This window comes from Gymnodinialimonas sp. 202GB13-11 (assembly GCF_040932485.1).
Lineage (GTDB): Bacteria > Pseudomonadota > Alphaproteobacteria > Rhodobacterales > Rhodobacteraceae > Gymnodinialimonas > Gymnodinialimonas hymeniacidonis.
In genome coordinates, this window is record NZ_JBFRBH010000001.1 from 1,636,670 (window position 1) to 1,654,982 (window position 18,313).

18 protein-coding genes and 1 tRNA gene are annotated in these 18,313 nt (G+C 62.0%); 9 read left to right on the top strand and 10 right to left on the bottom strand.

Translation table 11 applies throughout. The annotated features are described in order from the left end of the window. Positions 1-8: 8 nt before the first annotated feature. Positions 9-653, bottom strand: a complete 645-nt coding sequence (locus V8J81_RS08120) for a pyridoxamine 5'-phosphate oxidase family protein (RefSeq protein ID WP_368475247.1) — start codon at positions 651-653, stop codon at positions 9-11. Further along, a complete protein-coding gene (locus V8J81_RS08125; protein WP_368475248.1) occupies positions 654-1,829 on the bottom strand; it encodes a Ppx/GppA phosphatase family protein in 1,176 nt (391 codons plus the stop codon). A 282-nt stretch (positions 1,830-2,111) separates the two neighbouring features. On the opposite strand from V8J81_RS08125, the gene V8J81_RS08130 reads away from it, so the two are divergent. Both V8J81_RS08130 and V8J81_RS08135 read left to right on the top strand, forming a co-directional pair. Further along, positions 2,112-2,423, top strand: a complete 312-nt coding sequence (locus tag V8J81_RS08130; RefSeq protein ID WP_368475249.1) for a virulence factor — start codon at positions 2,112-2,114, stop codon at positions 2,421-2,423. 24 nt (positions 2,424-2,447) lie between these two features. Beyond that, positions 2,448-3,395, top strand: a complete 948-nt coding sequence (locus tag V8J81_RS08135; RefSeq protein ID WP_368475250.1) for a methylenetetrahydrofolate reductase — start codon at positions 2,448-2,450, stop codon at positions 3,393-3,395. A gap of 101 nt (positions 3,396-3,496) precedes the next feature. Here V8J81_RS08135 and V8J81_RS08140 read toward each other — a convergent pair whose 3' ends face one another. Next, positions 3,497-3,715, bottom strand: a complete 219-nt coding sequence (locus tag V8J81_RS08140) for a hypothetical protein (protein ID WP_368475251.1) — start codon at positions 3,713-3,715, stop codon at positions 3,497-3,499. A gap of 146 nt (positions 3,716-3,861) precedes the next feature. On the opposite strand from V8J81_RS08140, the gene V8J81_RS08145 reads away from it, so the two are divergent. From V8J81_RS08145 to V8J81_RS08155, 3 genes are all read left to right on the top strand, one after another. Next, positions 3,862-5,550, top strand: coding sequence for a helix-turn-helix domain-containing protein (locus V8J81_RS08145; RefSeq protein WP_368475252.1), 1,689 nt, complete (start codon positions 3,862-3,864; stop codon positions 5,548-5,550). A 135-nt stretch (positions 5,551-5,685) separates the two neighbouring features. After that, the gene (locus tag V8J81_RS08150) at positions 5,686-6,756 is read left to right on the top strand and encodes a methyltetrahydrofolate cobalamin methyltransferase (RefSeq protein WP_368475253.1); all 1,071 of its coding nucleotides are present in this window, start codon (positions 5,686-5,688) and stop codon (positions 6,754-6,756) included. Between the two features lie 13 nt (positions 6,757-6,769). Next, complete coding sequence (locus tag V8J81_RS08155) at positions 6,770-8,806, top strand: ASKHA domain-containing protein (protein ID WP_368475254.1); 2,037 nt, start codon at positions 6,770-6,772, stop codon at positions 8,804-8,806. A gap of 103 nt (positions 8,807-8,909) precedes the next feature. Here V8J81_RS08155 and V8J81_RS08160 read toward each other — a convergent pair whose 3' ends face one another. Then, a complete protein-coding gene (locus tag V8J81_RS08160; RefSeq protein ID WP_368475255.1) occupies positions 8,910-9,572 on the bottom strand; it encodes a hypothetical protein in 663 nt (220 codons plus the stop codon). Positions 9,573-9,656: 84 nt separating this feature from the next. Here V8J81_RS08160 and V8J81_RS08165 point away from each other — a divergent pair, with 84 nt between their 5' ends. Continuing rightward, positions 9,657-9,989, top strand: coding sequence for a winged helix-turn-helix transcriptional regulator (locus V8J81_RS08165; RefSeq protein ID WP_368475256.1), 333 nt, complete (start codon positions 9,657-9,659; stop codon positions 9,987-9,989). 293 nt (positions 9,990-10,282) lie between these two features. After that, positions 10,283-10,356, top strand: a tRNA-Gly gene (locus V8J81_RS08170). On the opposite strand, the gene gph is transcribed toward V8J81_RS08170, so the two are convergent. Beyond that, the gene (gene gph, locus V8J81_RS08175; RefSeq protein ID WP_368475257.1) at positions 10,323-10,997 is read right to left on the bottom strand and encodes a phosphoglycolate phosphatase; all 675 of its coding nucleotides are present in this window, start codon (positions 10,995-10,997) and stop codon (positions 10,323-10,325) included. The two genes, V8J81_RS08170 and gph, sit on opposite strands and share 34 nt — an antisense overlap. Before the next feature lie 36 nt (positions 10,998-11,033). Between gph and V8J81_RS08180 the strand changes: the two genes are divergently transcribed. Further along, a complete protein-coding gene (locus tag V8J81_RS08180; protein ID WP_368475258.1) occupies positions 11,034-11,522 on the top strand; it encodes an acyl-CoA thioesterase in 489 nt (162 codons plus the stop codon). Positions 11,523-11,726: 204 nt separating this feature from the next. Then, on the top strand, positions 11,727-12,137 hold the full coding sequence (locus V8J81_RS08185; RefSeq protein WP_368475259.1) for a hypothetical protein: 411 nt from the start codon (positions 11,727-11,729) through the stop codon (positions 12,135-12,137). A 24-nt stretch (positions 12,138-12,161) separates the two neighbouring features. Here the strand turns inward: V8J81_RS08185 and pgi are convergent, their stop codons facing one another. The 5 genes from pgi to speB all read right to left on the bottom strand — a co-directional run bounded on the left by pgi (position 12,162) and on the right by speB (position 18,197). After that, a complete protein-coding gene (gene pgi, locus V8J81_RS08190) occupies positions 12,162-13,775 on the bottom strand; it encodes a glucose-6-phosphate isomerase (protein WP_368475260.1) in 1,614 nt (537 codons plus the stop codon). 5 nt (positions 13,776-13,780) lie between these two features. Further along, entirely contained in the window at positions 13,781-14,452 is a 672-nt protein-coding gene (gene pgl / locus V8J81_RS08195) for a 6-phosphogluconolactonase (RefSeq protein WP_368475261.1), read from the bottom strand. Next, a complete protein-coding gene (zwf, locus tag V8J81_RS08200; RefSeq protein WP_368475262.1) occupies positions 14,449-15,894 on the bottom strand; it encodes a glucose-6-phosphate dehydrogenase in 1,446 nt (481 codons plus the stop codon). The genes pgl and zwf overlap by 4 nt, the downstream gene beginning before the upstream one ends. A gap of 138 nt (positions 15,895-16,032) precedes the next feature. Continuing rightward, on the bottom strand, positions 16,033-17,244 hold the full coding sequence (locus tag V8J81_RS08205; protein WP_368477615.1) for a reductive dehalogenase domain-containing protein: 1,212 nt from the start codon (positions 17,242-17,244) through the stop codon (positions 16,033-16,035). Beyond that, positions 17,241-18,197, bottom strand: coding sequence for an agmatinase (gene speB, locus V8J81_RS08210; RefSeq protein WP_368475263.1), 957 nt, complete (start codon positions 18,195-18,197; stop codon positions 17,241-17,243). Before speB ends, V8J81_RS08205 begins: the two co-directional genes overlap by 4 nt. Between the last annotated feature and the right edge of the window lie 116 nt (positions 18,198-18,313).

Genomic DNA, 18,313 nt, shown 5'->3' on the forward strand with positions numbered 1-18,313 from the left:
CTCAAGCCCTACTCATCGTAGAGCCGCTTCTCATCATTGAATTTCAGGCGCTTCTCCACGGCCTCCAGGGTCACGTCAACCTGATCGAGCTTCCCCTGATCGTGGATCGCCTGTGCGTAAGTCGGCAGAGCATCGACCGGCCCTGCCTGATCCGGCGTCCACAGGCCCGATCTAATCACCGCCTTGCCACAATGGAAGAAGGCCTCTTCTACATGGACGACAATGGCGAAGTCCGGCACGCGGCCTTTGATCGCCATACTCTCCCGCAAATCTTCGTCCCGTACCACCTGCGCCGAACCGTTCACGCGCACCACCTCATTGCGGTTGGGCACAAAGAACACCAGCCCGATACGTCCCGTCTCAAGAATGTTGCGGAAGCCCATGAACAGGTGATTGCCCGGCCGGTCGGGAATGGCGAGCGTCTTATCGTCCACCACCTTCACGAACCCCGCCGGGTCGCCCTTGGGGGAGGCATCAACACGCCCCTCTGCATCGACGGTGGACATCACCAGAAACGGCGAATGGGCAATCCAGTTGGCGCAATGGGCGTCGATATGGTCGATCACCTTGTGCCGCTGCGCGATGTGCACTCCATCAATCACGGCGCGGATCTGCGCCTCGGAGGTGATTGGATCAGAGGGATTGTAAGCCACTCAATAGGGCCCGTCTTCCAGCACGCCATCGCGGCTCATCTGCGCATAGAGCAACCCTTCGCGCAGGCCCCGGTCGGCCACGCTCAACCGATCCGTAGGCCAGGCCCGCAGCAGAGCCTGCAAGATCGCAGCACCCGACATGATCAGCGTCTGCCGGTCGCGTCCGATGCGCGGATCGCGGCGGCGGCCTTCCGGGCCCAACGCCAGATATCCGTTGATGACTGTGTCGATCTGATCCGAGGTCATCCGCAAACCATCGACCTTGTTGCGATCATACCGGCGCAATCCAAGGTGCGAGGCCGCAACGGTTGTGACCGTCCCGGACGTTCCGATGATCTGGAACCCTTCAAGCGCCTGATCGGCGGCATCGTCATAAGGCGAAAACTCGGCCAGCTGCTCCTCAAAATACCAACTCATCAACGCAAAGCGCGCGCCATCATCGGCAACATCGTCATACATGTCTTTCAGCGTCGCCACGCCCAGCGGAATGGAAATCCAATCCACCACCTTGGCGCGCGGGAACACATCCTCGGCGTTATCAAAACCATGGTGCAACCGCATGATTGCTTTGGGGCGTTCCAGCTTTGGCACCCGGCTCAGGTCAATCCACACAAGCTCCGTCGACCCGCCGCCAATATCCACAACCAGCAATTGCTCGGTCCGAGTGGAGACCAAAGGAGCACAGGAGACGACCGCAAGCCGCGCCTCCTCCTCCGGCTCGATGATATCAAGCTGAAGGCCGGTCTCTCGCTTCACAAGGTTTATGAACTCGGACGCATTCGTGGCCCGGCGACAGGCTTCCGTCGCCACAAGCCGCGCCCGTTCCACGCGGTGTTTCTGCAACTTCTTGTGGCAGATCTTCAGCGCCCCCACCGCACGCGCCATGGAAGCACGGCCCAACCGGCCCGAGGCCTCAAGCCCCTGCCCCAGCTGGACCGATTTGGAGAACGAGTCGACCACATGCAATTGGCTGCCCTTGGGCTGCGCGATCAGCATCCGGCACGAATTCGTGCCAAGATCGAGGGCTGCATAGAGATCATCCGGGTCGGGACCCGATTTCTTGGTTGCCGCGGGGCGTCGTTCGACAGCCGGGATCGCGCCCGGTTCAATCTTGGGCGTTACGGGCGCCACAGGTCTGGGGAACGGGCCGTCCCCGCCAGAGCGCTTGCGCGACATGGGGTGCACCGCCAATTCGAATTCTAGGTTGAAGAAAGCGTAACCTGTTCACGGATTTGAAACAATGGGCGATGCGCGTGGCTCTCATGTTCATATTGAATAATTCGATGCCAGCCCCCTATCGTCTGAGGAGGTGCAGACCGCTAGATAAGGTCTGGCACAGGCGTGCGTCGTTTTGGGAAGGCGTGATGTCGAAAACAGGATCAGCGGCGGGCCGTGGCGCGCCTATGGTGCGCAAAACCGGTGGGCGAGTCGCCTTGCCAAACCAATAAGGGAACGGCCATGGCCAACATCACGCATGTCTTCTGGCGCGATATTCCTGCGCAAGTCATCATCGGCAAAGGCCGGTCCGGCGCGAAAGCCCCTCTGCCCGAAAGGTTTGAGCAGGCCATCGACCGCGCCGCCATGAAGGTGGGCGCCAAAGATGACGATGCCTACCTCGCCGGGTTCCGTCGTGTCGTGGTGGGCGAGGCGCAGGGCGATCTGGCGGAGGCCGCCAAGACGGAAGCTGCAGCCCTTGATGCCGCCTATGACAATGCCCGCCTGAAAACCCTGATCGATGCCGAGGGCTATGACCCGGCAAACGTCGCCTGACCTTTGAGCATTCGGGAGAAACTCATGTCGCTGCTGAATTTCCGCAAGACCGCCCCTGCGTCCGAGCCGACCGTCGCCTCGCCCGAGATGGAGGCGTTGCTGGACGGCTTCTCCATCGAAGTCATGCCCCGTACCGCTGAGAAGGTGGATGACTTCCGCAACTACCTGCCCGCCGGCACGCGCGTTTACATCGCCCATATCGAAGGCACGCCGATCGAGGACATGGTCGCCACCGCCGCCCGACTGCGGACCGAGGGGTACGATCCCATGCCCCACTTCCCCGCGCGCATCATCAAGGATGCCGCCACGCTGGAAGACTGGATCGCGCGCTACAAGGGCGAGGCTGACATCACGCAGGCGTTGTTGCTGGCCGGTGGCGTGGCGCAGCCGCACGGGGATTTCGACAGCTCCATGCAGCTGATGGAAACGGGCCTGTTCGACAAAGCGGGCGTCACGCGGCTGCACGTGGCAGGGCACCCAGAGGGGAACCGTGACATTGATCCGAACGGTGGCGATGAGGCCGTGATGGAGGCCTTGTGCTGGAAGCAGGCGTTCAGTGAGCGCTCGGATGCGGACATGGCGATGGCCACGCAGTTCGCGTTTGAGGCGGGCCCGGTGATCGAATGGGCCGACCGGTTGAAGGCGGAGGGCATTACGCTGCCGATCCATCTGGGGATCGCGGGGCCTGCGAAGCTTCAGACGCTGATCAAATTCGCCATCGCCTGCGGGGTTGGGCCGTCGCTGAAAGTGCTCCAGAAGCGGGCGAAGGATGTGACCAAGCTGCTGCTGCCGTTTGAGCCAAATGAGATCCTGACGGACATGGCTGCCCATAAGGCGGAGAACCCCGACAGCCTGATCGAGGCCATCCATTTCTTCCCGCTCGGCGGGATCAAAACCAACGCCAAATGGGCCGTCACGAATGGCGGGGCGTCGGCTGTGCCGGCGAACGGGCCTGAGGCGGCGTTTGGGTGAGAAAAGCCCCCTGCTCACGCGTGAGCAAGGGGGTTAAGTATTTGATTTAGCAATGTAAACGCATTTTCGTTTACGTTTTGTTAGGGTATTTCCGGCGTCTCTCAGTGCTGACTGAACGCCATCACCGCGTAGAGCACAGCCATCGGCACGTAGATCTCGGGCTTGCCGGTGGCCCAGGCCGCAAAGCCGTGGCAGCCGGAAAGCTGGCCGTAAAGGCTGCGGTGACATACGCAGGCCTTGGCAATGCTCTGCACCGTTTTGGCCACCCACTTGACGGCGTCGGTCAGTTTCTCAGTCATCGTTTTTTGTTCGGTCTTCATCGGTCAATCTCCGTTCTAAAGATCGACCCGCGCAGGTCTTGAGAAGACACTGGCACATGCGGTTAACTGCCTGAGAAACAGGAAGGGTGTCACTGTTACACCCGGAAGGTAACGCCCGCGCGCGCGCAGGCGGGTAAAGAGGGCCCATGACGATCCAAACCCCCATCTCCCCTGCCCTCGACGCCTTCGGCAAAGCCGTGAAAGCGGAGCGCTTGGCGCGGGAGTGGAGTTTGGCCACGCTCGCGGACAAGGCGCTCGGGAACCCGGACCGGAAGGGCTACTGCTCTCAGGTCGAGAAGGGCCAGCGCAACCTGTCCGAGGGCACCATCCGCAGCTTTGCGCGCGCGCTCGATTTGCCTGCCTCTGTCATCGACCCGCTCACCGGGCATTTCTTGCCAAGCGAGGATGATACAACCCAATCGGATGACGCCGCCGCTGCCCTTCTGCACGAGGTAGACGCGTTGCGCGACAAGTTGAAACTGTCGGAGGCGCTGGCCGTGGCCATCGCCTACAAATATGCCGACGGGAATCCGACCGATATCGAAGGCGCGCTGAAGGGGCTGGAGGCCGCGCTGGAACTGGCGGCGAAGGATCAGGCGCGGGGCAGAGAAATCACTAACTACGAAAGTGCTGCACAAGAGATCGTGGATCGGGTCAACGATCTCAACGAAAACGGTGACATTGACGAAGCTTATGCCACCCTGCAAGCTGAGGCCGCGCGGCGGGCCGAAGCGCTGGAGGAGCGGAAGGCAGAGAATGGGCGCATCCTCAAGCTCCTTATCACGCAGGCGGCGCTGGCCAATGACGCGGGAGGCTATGCGCAGGCGCAGTTGCAGAAAGTACAGTTGGATAGCCCGGGGGCGGAGGAGACGTTTCATCGACTGCGAGACGATATGAAAGACCGCTACGAAGATGGCCCGCGGCTCGGCACGCCTTTCGCGATCACCTCCGCCGAAAGGCTCGCGCGCGCCTGTATCAAAATCGCCCCGACACGCTACCTCTGCGCGATGGCGCAAAATGACTTGGCGCTGACGCTGCAAAACCAAGGTAGCCTAACCAATGGCCGCAAGGGTGCAGCGCTTTTGGCCGAGGCCGTTGAGGCCTACCGCGCCGCTCTGGGCATCTGTACCGAGTTGGATCACCCTTTGAATTGGGCGAAGACAATGCAAAACCTCGCCATTGCGCTGGTTAACCAATGCATCCTGACCGATGGCGCCGAAGGCGACGCGCTTCTGGCCGAAGCCATCGTTACTTACCGCGCCGCCCTTCGCGTCTTAACCGAAGCCGACCACCCCATGGACTGGGCCAACATAATGCAGAACCTTGGCATCGCACTTCGACACCAAGGCAGCAGAGTCGACGGCCCAAAGGGCACTGCCATTCTGTCTGAGGCTGTTAAAGCATACCGCGTCGCGCTTCGCGTCTACACTGAGGTCGATCATCCCCTCAAGTGGGCCAAGGCGATGCAGAATCTCGGTAGCGTGCTGCAAATCCAGGGTTGCCGCACCGATGGCCCACAGGGTGCTATTCTTCTGGATGAAGCCGTTGAGGCCTACCGTGCCACCCTGCGTGTTCTAAAAGAGCCAGATACCCCCCTGTATTGGGCTATGGCGCAGCAAAACATTGCTACCGCAGAACTCTCCCGCGCGATTGATGACACGACCACCGCCCCGCAGCCGCACCTCGACGCCGCCCTCGCCCATGTCGACAACGCCTTGCGCATCTTCGACCCCTTGCACATGTCGCACTACCACACCAAAGCCACCACCCTCCGCACCAAAATCCTCGACGCCTTCGACGCGCTTGGTGAACCAAGCTCCTCATCATCTTCATGAGCCAAATCTCCGGTGACGTCGCCTCCGCGCGCGGCTATGTCGCCATTGTGCCGTCCCGCCCCGCGCAAGCCGCTTAGGGTCGCGCGAAATGGCCCATGAATGGCCGCCCAGATCGTGCCCGCAGGAGAGCGCCCCATGACCCGCACCGTCATTGAATCGAAGACCAAGACCACCGTGATCGGCTTTGATGAGCCGTTTTGCGTGATCGGTGAGCGGATCAACCCCACGGGGCGCAAGATCCTCAACGAAGAGTTGGAGCGCGGCGATTTCTCCCGCGTGGAGGCCGACGCGATTGCGCAGGTCGCGGCCGGGGCGACGGTGCTGGATATCAACTCGGGCGCGGTGTTTTCGAACAAGATGGCCGAAGACCCGCGCTATGCGGACAACAACTTCGTGGAACCCACGCTGATGAGGCAGTTGGTGGAGGTGGTGCAGGCCGTCACCGATTGCCCGCTGTGCATCGACTCGTCCGTGCCCGGCGCGTTGGAAAACGGCCTCGCCGCCGCCGAGGGCCGCCCGCTCCTGAATTCCGTGACCGGAGAGGAAGAGCGCCTTGAAATGGTGCTGCCCCTTGTCGCGAAATACAACGTCCCCGTCGTGGCCATCTCAAACGACGACACCGGCATCTCGGAAGACCCTGAGGTCCGGTTCGCTGTCGCCAAGAAGATCGTCGAACGGGCCGCCGATTTCGGCATCCCCGCCCATGACATCGTTGTCGATCCGCTCGTCATGCCCATTGGTGCCATGGCGACCGCAGGCCATCAGGTCTTCACCCTCGTGCGCCGTTTGCGCGAAGAACTGGGCGTGAACACCACCTGCGGCGCGTCCAACATCTCTTTCGGGCTGCCGAACCGGCATGGCATCAACAATGCATTTCTGCCGATGGCGTTCGGCGCGGGCATGACCTCCGCGATCATGAACCCGGTCGCCCTGCCCGTCGGCCCGAAGAAGATCGCCGAGAAGAAGGCGCTGGTGGAGGCTGCCGGTGTGATCCTGCCCGAGGGCATGGATGACGAGGCGTTTGTGAAGCTGTTCGGGATGGGCTCCACCAAGCCGCGCGCGGGCAAGGAGATGGAGGCCATTCGGGCGGCCAACTTCCTGCTGAACCACGACGATGGGGGTGGCGCGTGGATTGCGTTCAACAAGGACCCCGACTCTGCCCCTCGCCGGGGCCGTGAAGGTGGACGCCGCCGCCGCGCGGGGTAATCTGGAAGGCGCAATGACTGATCCTCTCGTCATTTTCACCCCTTCGGGCAAGCGCGGGAATTTCCCCATCGGCACCCCGATCCTGACGGCTGCACGGCAGCTTGGTGTGGACCTCGATAGCGTTTGCGGCGGGCGCGGCATCTGCTCAAAATGCCAAATCGCGCCGAGCTATGGCGACTTCCCGAAGCATGGCGTGACGGTGTCGGACGGCGCGCTGAGCGAGTGGAATGAGGTTGAGGCGCGCTATGACCGCGTGCGGGGCCTCAAGGAAGGCCGCCGCCTTGGCTGTCAGGCAAAGGTGATGGGCGACATCGTTGTGGATGTGCCGCCCGAAAGCCAGGTTCATAAGCAGGTTGTGCGCAAGGCGGCGTCGGCCAAGCCGATTACGATGGACCCGGCCACGCGGCTTGTCATGGTTGAGGTGGTTGAGCCAGACATGCACGAACCCTCCGGTGATCTGGAACGGGTTGCGGACGCGTTGAAGGCGCAGTGGGATATTGGCCCCGTGACGGCCCGCCTGCCCGTCCTGAAGGCGCTGCAACCGGCCTTGCGCAAGGGCAACTGGCAGATCTCGGTCGCCGTGCATCAGCCCGCAAACAGCGACACGGCGCAGATTGTGGGGGTCTGGCCGGGGCTGCATGAAGGTGGGCTTTTCGGGCTGGCCGTCGACTTGGGCTCCACCACCATTGCCGCGCATCTGTGTGATCTGACGGACGGCTCGGTGCTGGCGTCATCGGGCCTGATGAACCCGCAGATCCGTTTCGGCGAAGACCTGATGAGCCGGGTCAGCTATGTCATGATGAACCCCGGCGGCGATGCCGAGATGACCGATGCGGTGCAGGAGGCGCTGAACACGCTCGCCGTTGAAATCGCGGCTGAAGCTGGCATCGACCCCGCCCTGATTTTCGAGACGGTGATCGTTTGCAACCCGGTCATGCACCACCTGCTGCTTGGCATTGATCCCGTCGAGCTGGGTCAGGCCCCATTCGCGCTCGCCACCTCCGGCAGCCTGACGATGGACGCCGCGGAGATTGGCCTGACTGGCATCGCACCCACCGCGCAGACCTACCTGCTGCCGTGCATCGCGGGCCATGTGGGCGCAGACGCCGCCGCCGTTGCCTTGGCAGAAGAACCCAATACGTCCAGTGACTTGGCGCTTATTGTTGATGTGGGAACCAACGCTGAAATCCTGCTGGGGGACACCAATGGCGTTCTTGCCTGCTCCTCCCCCACAGGCCCCGCATTCGAGGGCGCACAAATCTCCTCTGGCCAGCGCGCCGCGCCGGGTGCCATCGAGCGGATCGAGATTGATCCCACCACCAAGGAGCCGCGCTTCCGCATTATTGGCGCGGACGCCTGGTCCGACGACCCGGCCTTCCCCGAGGACGCCCAGATCACCGGCATCTGCGGCTCTGGCATTATCGAGGCTGTGGCCGAAATGCGCATGGCAGGTCTGTTGGACGCCTCCGGCCTGATCGGCTCGGCTGAGGCCACCGGCACGCCACGGTGTGAGCCCACGGGCCGCACGCACCAATACCTGATCCACGACGCGACCGCCCAAGGCGGGCCGCGGATTGCCGTGACCCAAGGCGATATCCGCGCGATCCAGTTGGCAAAATCCGCCCTTTACGCAGGCGCGCGCCTGCTGATGGACCAGCGCGGCGTCGACAAGGTGGATCGCGTGGTGCTGGCCGGGGCGTTTGGTGCGCATATCTCACCCAAACACGCCATGGTCCTTGGCATGATCCCCGATGTTCCCCTCGACAAAGTCCAGTCTGCTGGCAACGCGGCGGGCCACGGGGCACGCATTGCCTTGTGCAACCGAGCTGCCCGCACGCGCATCGAAGAGACGGTACACCAGATCCACAAGGTCGAGACGGCCATCGAGCCGAAGTTTCAGGAACACTTCGTCAACGCCAACGCCATCCCCCACGCCACCGACCCGTTCCCGGAACTGACGCTGGTGGTCGCCCTTCCAGCAGTGGCCTTTGGAGCCAGCGGCGCGGCTCCGGGTGGCGAGGGCGGGCGGCGACGGCGGCGGCGGAATTAGACAGTTCCACGGCTGACCAATGGGATCATTGGGGGTCGTACACGGAGGTCAGCTTAGCGGGTCAAAGCCGACCTTGCTTGAAGGTCGGCTTTCGGTTCTTAGGTCACCCTTCAACGCGGATCATCGGTTGCTGTAGCCCCACCGTCGGTCGGTTCTCGGGGTAGTAGAAACCTGTGCCGTCGACATGTTTGCCGCCCATAAACAGCATGTTTGGCGTGTCTTCCCGTACATAGAGGAAGTCATGATCGGTCACAAAGGCGCTGCCTTCGACAAAGCGAAGAAGTGCGCAGGGTTGGCCCAGTATGTCGCGCGGTTCACCCACGACAAATTCACCGTCTCCGCAGGCCCCGTCGGGAAGTTGGTTCAACTGGTCCGCCATGGGGGGCGCAAGAACGGTCAGCTCTAGCTGGCGATTGAGAAGGTAATCCTGCGACCAGGCGCCCTCGGCTGCGGGGTTTGCGTCGTGCCAGACGATTTCTCCGGCGAAGTCGTAGGACACTGCCGGAATGGCGCAGGCGCTGTCGGCATAGACGGTGATATTGGCCTCAAACCCACCCTCAGCATCGTAGGTGAAATCGCGGGTAAGATAGGATGGCGTCGGCGCGAGTTCGGGGTTTTCCGCATTCTGCTGCGGGCGCATTTCGCAGGTGATTGAAGTCCAGGTCCCGACGATACGGTTCTGGAGACCCTCAAGTGAGGTGTCCTGCGCGACGGCTGTGTTCGCAAGTGCTCCGATCATGACGAGGGAAAGGGCTGGGATTTTCATGGTGATCTCCATCTGTTGACGATGGAGACACAAACTGCGCATAATATCTCATATCGCAACTAGTCAAAATAAACTGATATAGTCATGAAAACGGAACCATTGGCGCCCAATCCCGATGTCAAAGGCTGTCCCGTAACCTATTGCCTGTCCGTCATTGGCGGAAAGTGGAAGCCTGTCATCCTGTTTTGCATAGCCAACGGCGTTGATCGGTTCGGTGCGATGCAGCGGTCGGTGCCAGGCATCACAAAGCAGATGCTGACCAAACAACTCCGTGAGCTCGAAGCCGATGGTTTGATCTCTCGCAAGGTCTACGCCGAGGTGCCGCCGCGCGTTGACTATGCCTTGACTGACGTCGGACGCACCGTTCTGCCGATCATCGAACAGATGGAAGCTTGGGGAAAAGCCAACATGACATAGCTGTCATTCGCCGCTGTGCATCAATCGGTAGGTCTGAGCTCGAAGCAGACCTTCGCTGCGCCGAAAAACAGATATGGGCAGCCGCGCTCCATTCCGGGCCGGGATGCGCTTTTCGCGGCGGTGGATGGCGGCAGCAAGTGGCGGCTTGAGGTGCGTCTATCCGTTAAGTTTGCGTAAACAAAACCGGTTTCTACACACGTTTTCAATGCTTTAACTCCTGGTTGCAATCGTGCAACCCCACCCACTCCCTGCTTGACGACCCGTCCGCCCAAGCGTATCCCCATGCCGCAGCGGCGGGTATGGTGAAAAGGTATCACGAAAGCTTCCCAAGCTTCAGTTACGGGTTCGATTCCCGTTACCCGCTCCAAGCACCTCTTCCACCAGATCCGGCAGATCGTCCCAGTGATCGAACGCGCCCGTGTGGGGTAGCTCCGACAGTGGCGTCGTGCGGTAGCCGGGCGTGAAGATCAGCGTAGGCACGCCGGCGCGATCGCCCGTCTCCGCATCCACCTCACTATCGCCCACAAACAGCGCAGGCCCCTGCCCCAGGTCTCGCAACGCCGCGTGCAACGGGGCTGGATCAGGCTTGCGCACAGGGAGGCTATCCCCGCCGTAGACCGCATCAAAGAACCGCTCCAGCCCGAAATGCGCCAGAACGACCCGCGTCGGCCCCATCGGTTTGTTGGTACAGATCGCCAGACGGTGCCCCTGCGCCTTCAGCCGCTCCAATGCCGCCAGCGCACCGGGATAAGGCTGCGTCAAGTGAACCGCCCCCTCATACGCCGCGATGAACCGCTCCAACAAAGCGCCATGCTGTGCTGCGGGCAGACCGCGCGCGTTCATCATCCGCTCCACGAACACGGCCGCCCCTGATCCGACATAGCCACGCGCCTCCGCCGTCTCCATCGGGTCAGCCCCCGTGCCTTCCAGCGCGGCATTGCCCGCCAGACAGATATCCGGCGCGCTGTCCAAAAGCGTGCCGTCCAGATCAAAAGCGATGCGCGCCATCTTGCCCCTTTCCGGCGTCCTCGCCAGACTATCCCCATGGAAAACCTCACCTATCACACGCCCCTCGGGGCCGACACCCTGCGCGCGCTTGGCATTCCAAAGCCCTGGACCTTCGGCCTCGCCGACCGCGTCCGGTTTGGGGAGCTCGACGCTTTGGGCCACGTGAACCACACGGCATATCTGCGTTGGTTCGAAAGCTTTCGTTTGCCTTTTCTCAAAGCGCGCGGGGTGACGGATTACGGCCCGTCCGCGCCGCGACTGGTGCTGAAACAGGTCGAATGCACCTATCTGGCCGAGATGGGTCTGGGGCTGGATTACGTTGTGACCGGACGGGTCAGCCGGTTCCGCAATACGTCTTTCACAATGGAATTCGCGGTGTGGCTGCCGGGCGAGACGGCTCAGGAAACCGCACGCGGGGGCGCTGTGGTCGTGCTTCTGAACCGCGACGGCCCGGGGCGTTACGCAATCCCTGAAGCGGGGCGCTGTGCGTTCATTGCCGAGGATGGCGCAGTGTCAGAGGGTTAAGAAATTGGGTCAGGTTTTCCGCAACTGGTCACATCCGCGTGATCTGATAGGTTAGACCCGCATTTAAGACCCCAGACGTCCCGCCAAAACGCATTGCCGGTGGGAGAGGCAATTTGAGCCTCGCTAGCAGCAACACTCTGTTGCCGATACGAAAACAAGAAGTCTGTTAACCCGTTAAATACATTTCAGAATAGGTCTGCCCCAATGTCCCCCTCAAACACCAAGACCCGCATCCTTGCCCTGTCCGCTGCCTTGGCCTCCACCCTCGCCTTTCCGGCCGCCGCCGATTTTGTCGGCGTGTCGCGCTGCGCGGCGGCGGATGGCACCAACACGCCCGCCCTGCACTTTGTCTCAGGCGGTGAGCGTTTCCTTGTTGTCGTCGGAAGCGGTGGTCTGACCCGCTCCATCGCGTTCAACGAACGCCGGGCGCTGGAATGGGCGCGCAATTCCGGCCTCTTCCCCGAAGGCACCGTTTTCGGCAACTACAGCGACTATGTCTGTGGGCTTCTCAATGAAGATGAAGAGGTTGAGGAGCAGCCCGCCCCGGCCCCGGAAGAGCCAGAACAGCCCGAAGAGCCGCAAACGTGCGATTTCTGTGAGGAAAATCCACAGTAACGCAGTTCCCGCGCGGTCCGCGCGCTAGGGTTCACCCGCCGCTCGGACAGCCGCCACAAGGGCAAGGGTGGACCCATCCTTGCCAGCCCCATCGGATGCGCCGGTCAGGACAGGCTCCAGCGCGACCGCCAGTTCCTTGCCAAGTTCCACGCCCCATTGGTCGTAGGAATTGATGCCGAGGATCACGCCTTCGACAAAGACGCGATGCTCGTAAAGCGCGATTATCTGGCCGAGGACAAAAGGCGTGAGTTGGTCGTAGAGCAAGGTGGTGGAAGGCCTGTTGCCGGAGAACACGCGATGCGCCGCTTGGCGTTCCAGTTCCGCGCCGTCGAGGCCTTTTGCGCGCATGATCTCGCGCGCTTCGTCCATCGACCGCCCCCGCATCAACGCCTCTGATTGGGCAAGGCAATTGGCCACGAGCAGCGTGTGATGGTGCGCGAGGTCAGGTTCATGCCCACGGGCGGCGACTAGGAATTCGCATGGGATCACCCGCGTGCCTTGGTGGATCAACTGGTAAAAGGCGTGCTGGCCATTGGTGCCCGGCTCGCCCCAGACGACGGGGCCGGAATTGCGCGTCAGGGCACTGCCGTCCATGGCAACGGATTTGCCGTTACTCTCCATCTCAAGCTGCTGAAGGTAGGCGGGCAAGCGGCTGAGGCGATTGTCGTAGGGCAGCACGGCGCGTGTCGCATGGTCCTGCACCTGATTGTGCCATACTTCGACCAGCGCCAGCAGAACCGGCAGGTTGTCGGCCAGATCGGCCTCTTGGAAATGGGTGTCCATGGCGTGACCGCCCGCAAGGAAGGCTTCAAAGGCCTCCTGCCCTATGGCGATCATGATGCCCAAACCGATTGGCCCCCAAAGCGAATAGCGCCCGCCGACCCAATCTTCGAACCCGAAGACACGTTCGGCTGGAATGCCAAATTCACCCGCTTTGTCCGTGGCCGAGCTGAGGGCTGCGAATTGAGTGGCGGGGTCGCTGACCTCATTCGCCATCCAATCCCGCGCGGTCTGTGCGTTGGTCATCGTCTCAATCGTTGTGAACGTCTTGGACGCCACGACCACCAAAGTTGTTTTCGGATCAAGCCCTTGCAGCGTATCGTTGATGTCCGCGCCATCGACGTTGGAGACGTAATGCAGACGTGGCCCATCGTGGTACGGGGCCAGCGCCAGTGTTGCCATGGCAGGCCCAAGGTCCGAGCCGCCGATGCCGATGTTGATCACATCCGTGAACCGCCCGCCCGCGCCCGCAAAGGCGCCGCTGCGCACCGCTTCGGCGAACGCAAGGCACCGTTGGCGCGTCTCCAAGACCCCCGGCATGACGTTTTCGCCGTCGACTTCAACCGTCCCGCCGGGCGCGCGCAGGGCCGTGTGCAAAACGGCCCGGCCCTCGGTCTCGTTGATCTTCTCGCCTGAGAACATGGCCGCGCGCCGGGATTCTACACCGCTGGACCGTGCCAATTCTAACAGCAAAGACATCGCGCCCGCATCGAGCTGCGTTTTCGAGTAGTCGAACAGCAAGCCATCCGCCTTTGCGGAGAACGCCTCCGCCCGGCCCGGCTTGTCGAACAGGTCAAGGATCGTGCGCCGCGCCTTGGTCTTGTTGTGCGCGTTAAGGTCTGCCCAGATATCGCCCATGGCCTTCACTCCGCCCAATGTACCGTTGCGCCTTGCAAGACGGCCGAAACCGGCGCCTCCTGCGGGCTAAGGTGACGTGCCCGTTCCAGCGCCTCGCGCTTTTCCGCACCTGTGATCAGGATATGCTTGCTCATCGCTCCGTTCAGGATGGGCGCGGTCAACGTGATCCGCGGCTCCCCCGCGCCGTCGGCCCGCATGGGCATCAGGCGCGGCGCATCTGCCGCCAACGCGGCTTCTAGGTTGTCTGCACCGGGGAAAAGCGAGGCCGTGTGCATATCGGCCCCCATCCCGAGCAGCAAAACCGAGATCGGCAGATGCCCGTCAAGGCCTGCACCAAGTTCCTCCATCGCGTCTTCGGCTGCGACACCCGGCTTGAACAGGGGAATCAACGTCGCGTCAGAGGCCTTTGAAACCAATAGCCTTTTGCGCAGCATGGCCGTGTTAGACCGTGGGCTATCTTCATCCACCCAACGCTCGTCATTCAGCACGACGGCAACCCTGTCCCAATCCAACGCCTGCTCGCTAAGGACGTCGAAAATCGGCCCCGGCGTCGATCCGCCTGGCACGCAGAAGGTCGCGCTATCATGCCGCCGCAGGCAATCGGCCAACTCGCCCGTCAGCTTGTCCGCCAGATCCAGCATCATCATGTCGCGGTCGGGATATTCGACGATGTTCATGTCAGATCCCTCCACCGGCGCCCATCGCGGTGCATCAGCATCAACGCCTCCTCCGGCCCGGCCGAGCCTGCCTCGTATGTCGATGGCTTATCGCCGCGTTCTTTCCAGCCCTCAATCAGCGGATCGGTCCAGGCCCAGGCGGCCTCAACCTCGTCCCCACGCATGAACAGCGTCTGGTTGCCCCGGATCACATCCATAATCAGGCGTTCATAGGCATCGGGCACATGTTCGGCATCCGGCCCCAACGCATCGGCGAACGTCATGTCGAGCGGCACGTCGACCAAACGCATACCGCCCGGCCCCGGTTCCTTGATTGTGACGCTCAGGTCGATCCCCTCATCGGGTTGCAGGCGGATCGACAGCACGTTGGCCTTCTGGCCCGCATCCTCATCGAAAATCGAATGTGGCGTGTCCTTGAACGTCACCACGATCTCGGATTTGCGCGCCTTCATCCGCTTGCCAGTACGCAGGTAGAACGGCGTGCCATTCCAGCGCCAGTTCGCAATCTCCAGCTTCATGGCGATATAGCTTTCCGTCCGGCTGTCCGGGGCCTCCGCATCTTCGACGTAAGACGGCCCGTCGTTGTCGCCATATTGCCCGCGCACGATGTTGGACGCAGGCACCGGTTGCAGCGCACGGATCACCTTGAGCTTCTCGTCACGCACGGCGTCGGGCTCGAACCGGTTGGGCGGCTCCATCGCCGTGAGGCAGAGCAATTGCATTAGGTGGTTCTGCACCATGTCCCGCATCGCGCCGGACTTGTCGTAATAGGCCCCGCGTCCGCCAACGCCGACCTCTTCAGCGACGGTGATTTGCACGTGATCCACGTATTGCGCCTTCCACAAAGGCTCGAACAGAACGTTGCCAAAGCGGATCGCCATGAGGTTCTGGACCGTCTCCTTGCCCAGATAGTGGTCGATCCGGTAAATCTGCGTCTCGTCGAAATGCTCCGCCAGCGTCCCGTTCAACTCACGGGCGGAGGCCAGATCGCGCCCGAACGGCTTTTCCACCACGATCCGCGCATCTTTGCGGGCAATGTCATGGGTGTGCAGCCGCTCAGCCAGCGCGCCAAACAGGCTCGGGCCGACCGAGAAGTAGAATGCTTGCGTCACTCCATCGCGCATCTTTTTCTTCAGTGCTTTCCAACCGCCGTCACCCATCGCGTCAATGGCGAGGTAATCGACATGCTCAAGAAACGCGTCCATCTGTTCGTCGCGTTCATCCTTGCGCAGGAATTCCTTGAACGCCGCGCGGATTTCCTTGCGGTAGCCTTCGGCATCCAGATCCGAGCGTGCGGCCCCGATGATGCGCGCCCCGTCGGGCATCTGCCCATCCCGGAAACGGCGGTACAAGGCGGGCAAGATCTTGCGCCGCGCGAGGTCCCCCGTGCCGCCAAAAATCACCAGATCAAACGGTTCCACCGGAATGACGCGCGAGACCATGCTCTGTCCTCTCGATATTCTTTTGGGCCGACGCCTTCGCCGGTACGTTAGCGCTAACAGCGCCTCTTTATCCGAAAGCTGAGGGGAAAGTCTATCACTTCTGAAAGGCGCGCAACCGGCGAAGTGGGACCGCGCGTTTCAGCCGCGCAATTGCGCCCACCACTCCCTCGGCCTGACGCGCGGCCTGGCCCGCCGCGCCGCCCATTTCCGCGCCACAGCGCGGCCGCGCGCGCCGAACTCTCCTGTCGCCAACCGGAACCACCGTTTCCAGAAACTGTCCTCACGCGGGGCGGTGAACGGGCAGACGCGCATGCAGATCGCGCAATCGGATTTCAGCGTAGCCCAGTAACCGAAACAGGCCTCTGCATTGGAGGACCATTTCTTCACCCCCCGAAGGGTGGAGGGCGAGCCTGCTGCGACCTCCTCGCCAAAATCCGGCTCACCAAATGGCAGCGCCTTCACCGGGCAGGCCACCGCGCAGACATCGCACTCCTCGCAATAGGCCTTCATCCCCAGATCGCGCGGCCCATCCACTGCCAAGGGCAGGTCGGTGAAGATCTTGGAGAACCGCACGCGCGGCCCGAATTCCGGGGTCAGCACCATCTGGTTGCGGCCATATTCCCCAAGCCCCGCTTTGATCGCATAGGGGATCACGAGCGCGGTGTCATTCATGCTCGCCACCGCATTGTAGCCGAGGTTGCGGATATAGGCCGCCACCTGCATCACAATTGCCGCCTCGTGGGAGTATTCCCGACCCGTCGCGGCCCCGGCCAAAGCGCTCGGATAGGTCTCCACCAAATCGGCATCCATCGCATGACCCATGACGATAACATGGCTTAGACCGTCAGGCAGATCATTCGGCACAGGCTCCATCGTCCGCACGTCGGGCCGGTCGCTGTAATGCCAGCGGTCATCACGATGGGTGATGCCGACAAGGTTTGCGCCGAACAGCTTGGCGACCGCCTTGATCTCCGTCGCCTCATCCTCGGGCTTTCCCAGATCGGCCTTTTCGGGGGCCATGGGCGTATCGTTCCGGATCGGTCCCTGAAACCCCTCGCGCAGCCCCTCACCCGCACTGCGCTCAGAGATCAGGTCACTGATCAGCCAGGCCGCGTTCCGTAAGGCGAAATCCTTTTGTGTGAAGCCATCACCCCGGCGTGGCGCAGCCTCCATCCGGTAGGAGGCGAAGAACGCGTCGCTAGCCGCCGACTTCACCCGGTCGTCCCAAAAGGCGCGCGTGAAGATGTCGTTCATCTGGCTGAAGCGTTCGAAATCATCGGTGATCTCGAAGCCAGCCGCGCGGTCGCTCTCTCGAAGGTGGTCCGGCAAACGATTGGCGGGATAGGTCACGCCTGCATCGCACAGAGCAATTCGAACATCACCGACGCGCCCAGCCAAGCGGTGATCCCGCCCGTGTCAAAGGGTGGAGAGACCTCCACAAGATCGGCCCCGATCACATCGAGGCCTCGTAAGGCGCGCACGCATTGGATCGCCTCGAAACTCGTTGGCCCACCCACTTCCGGCGTGCCGGTCCCGGGCGCAAAGGCCGGGTCGATGAAGTCGATATCAAAGCTCAAATAGGTCGGCCCATCGCCCACAACCTCGCGCGCCACTTGCATGGTCGACGGCCAGCCCCGATCCATACATTCCTCAATCGGAATGATCCGCACGGCCTTGTCCCAGCCGTACTGGAAATCCGAGTTATTATAAGAGGTTCCGCGCATTCCGATCATCACGACACGCTCGGGATCAAGGCAGCCTTCCTCGATCCCCTGCCGGAACGGATTGCCATGGGTCAGTGTCTCGCCCCCGAAATAGGCCGGGTACAAATCGGTGTGGCTGTCGAGCAGAACCAGCCCAAACGCCTCGCCGCGTGCCTTACGCAGTTCGCGCAAGACCGTCAGCGTACACAGGTGATCGCCCCCCACCATGAAGGGCCGGATCCCTTGCCCCAGCACGTCTGCGATAAAGGCCTGCGCGTCCCTCAAGGCCTCATCCTGATCCACGGGGCTCATGGCAATGTCACCCAAGTCGGCGACCCGTGCGGCCTTAAACGGCTCCTGCCCCGTATGACGGTTCATCTCCCGGATCATCGTTGACGCATCGCGCAACGCCCTCGGCCCGTGCCGTGCCCCCGGCCGGTTCGACGTGGCCCCGTCCCACGGCATCCCGAAAAACCCAATATCAACCTCCGCTCGTCTGGGATCATCGGGTGTCAAATAGGGCAAGCGCATGAAGCTTGGCACGCCTGCATAACGCGGCAAATCAGTGCCAGAAGGTGGTTGGAAGAAGGGATCGGTCATGGAACATCTCCGGGCAAAGGCCCGGTCACGCTACAAGCGCTGCACAGGGCTGTCACGCGCGGCTCCGATCTTTGTTCCGAAAATATGCCGGGGGTTTTGCGCGCAGAGCCCCCAAG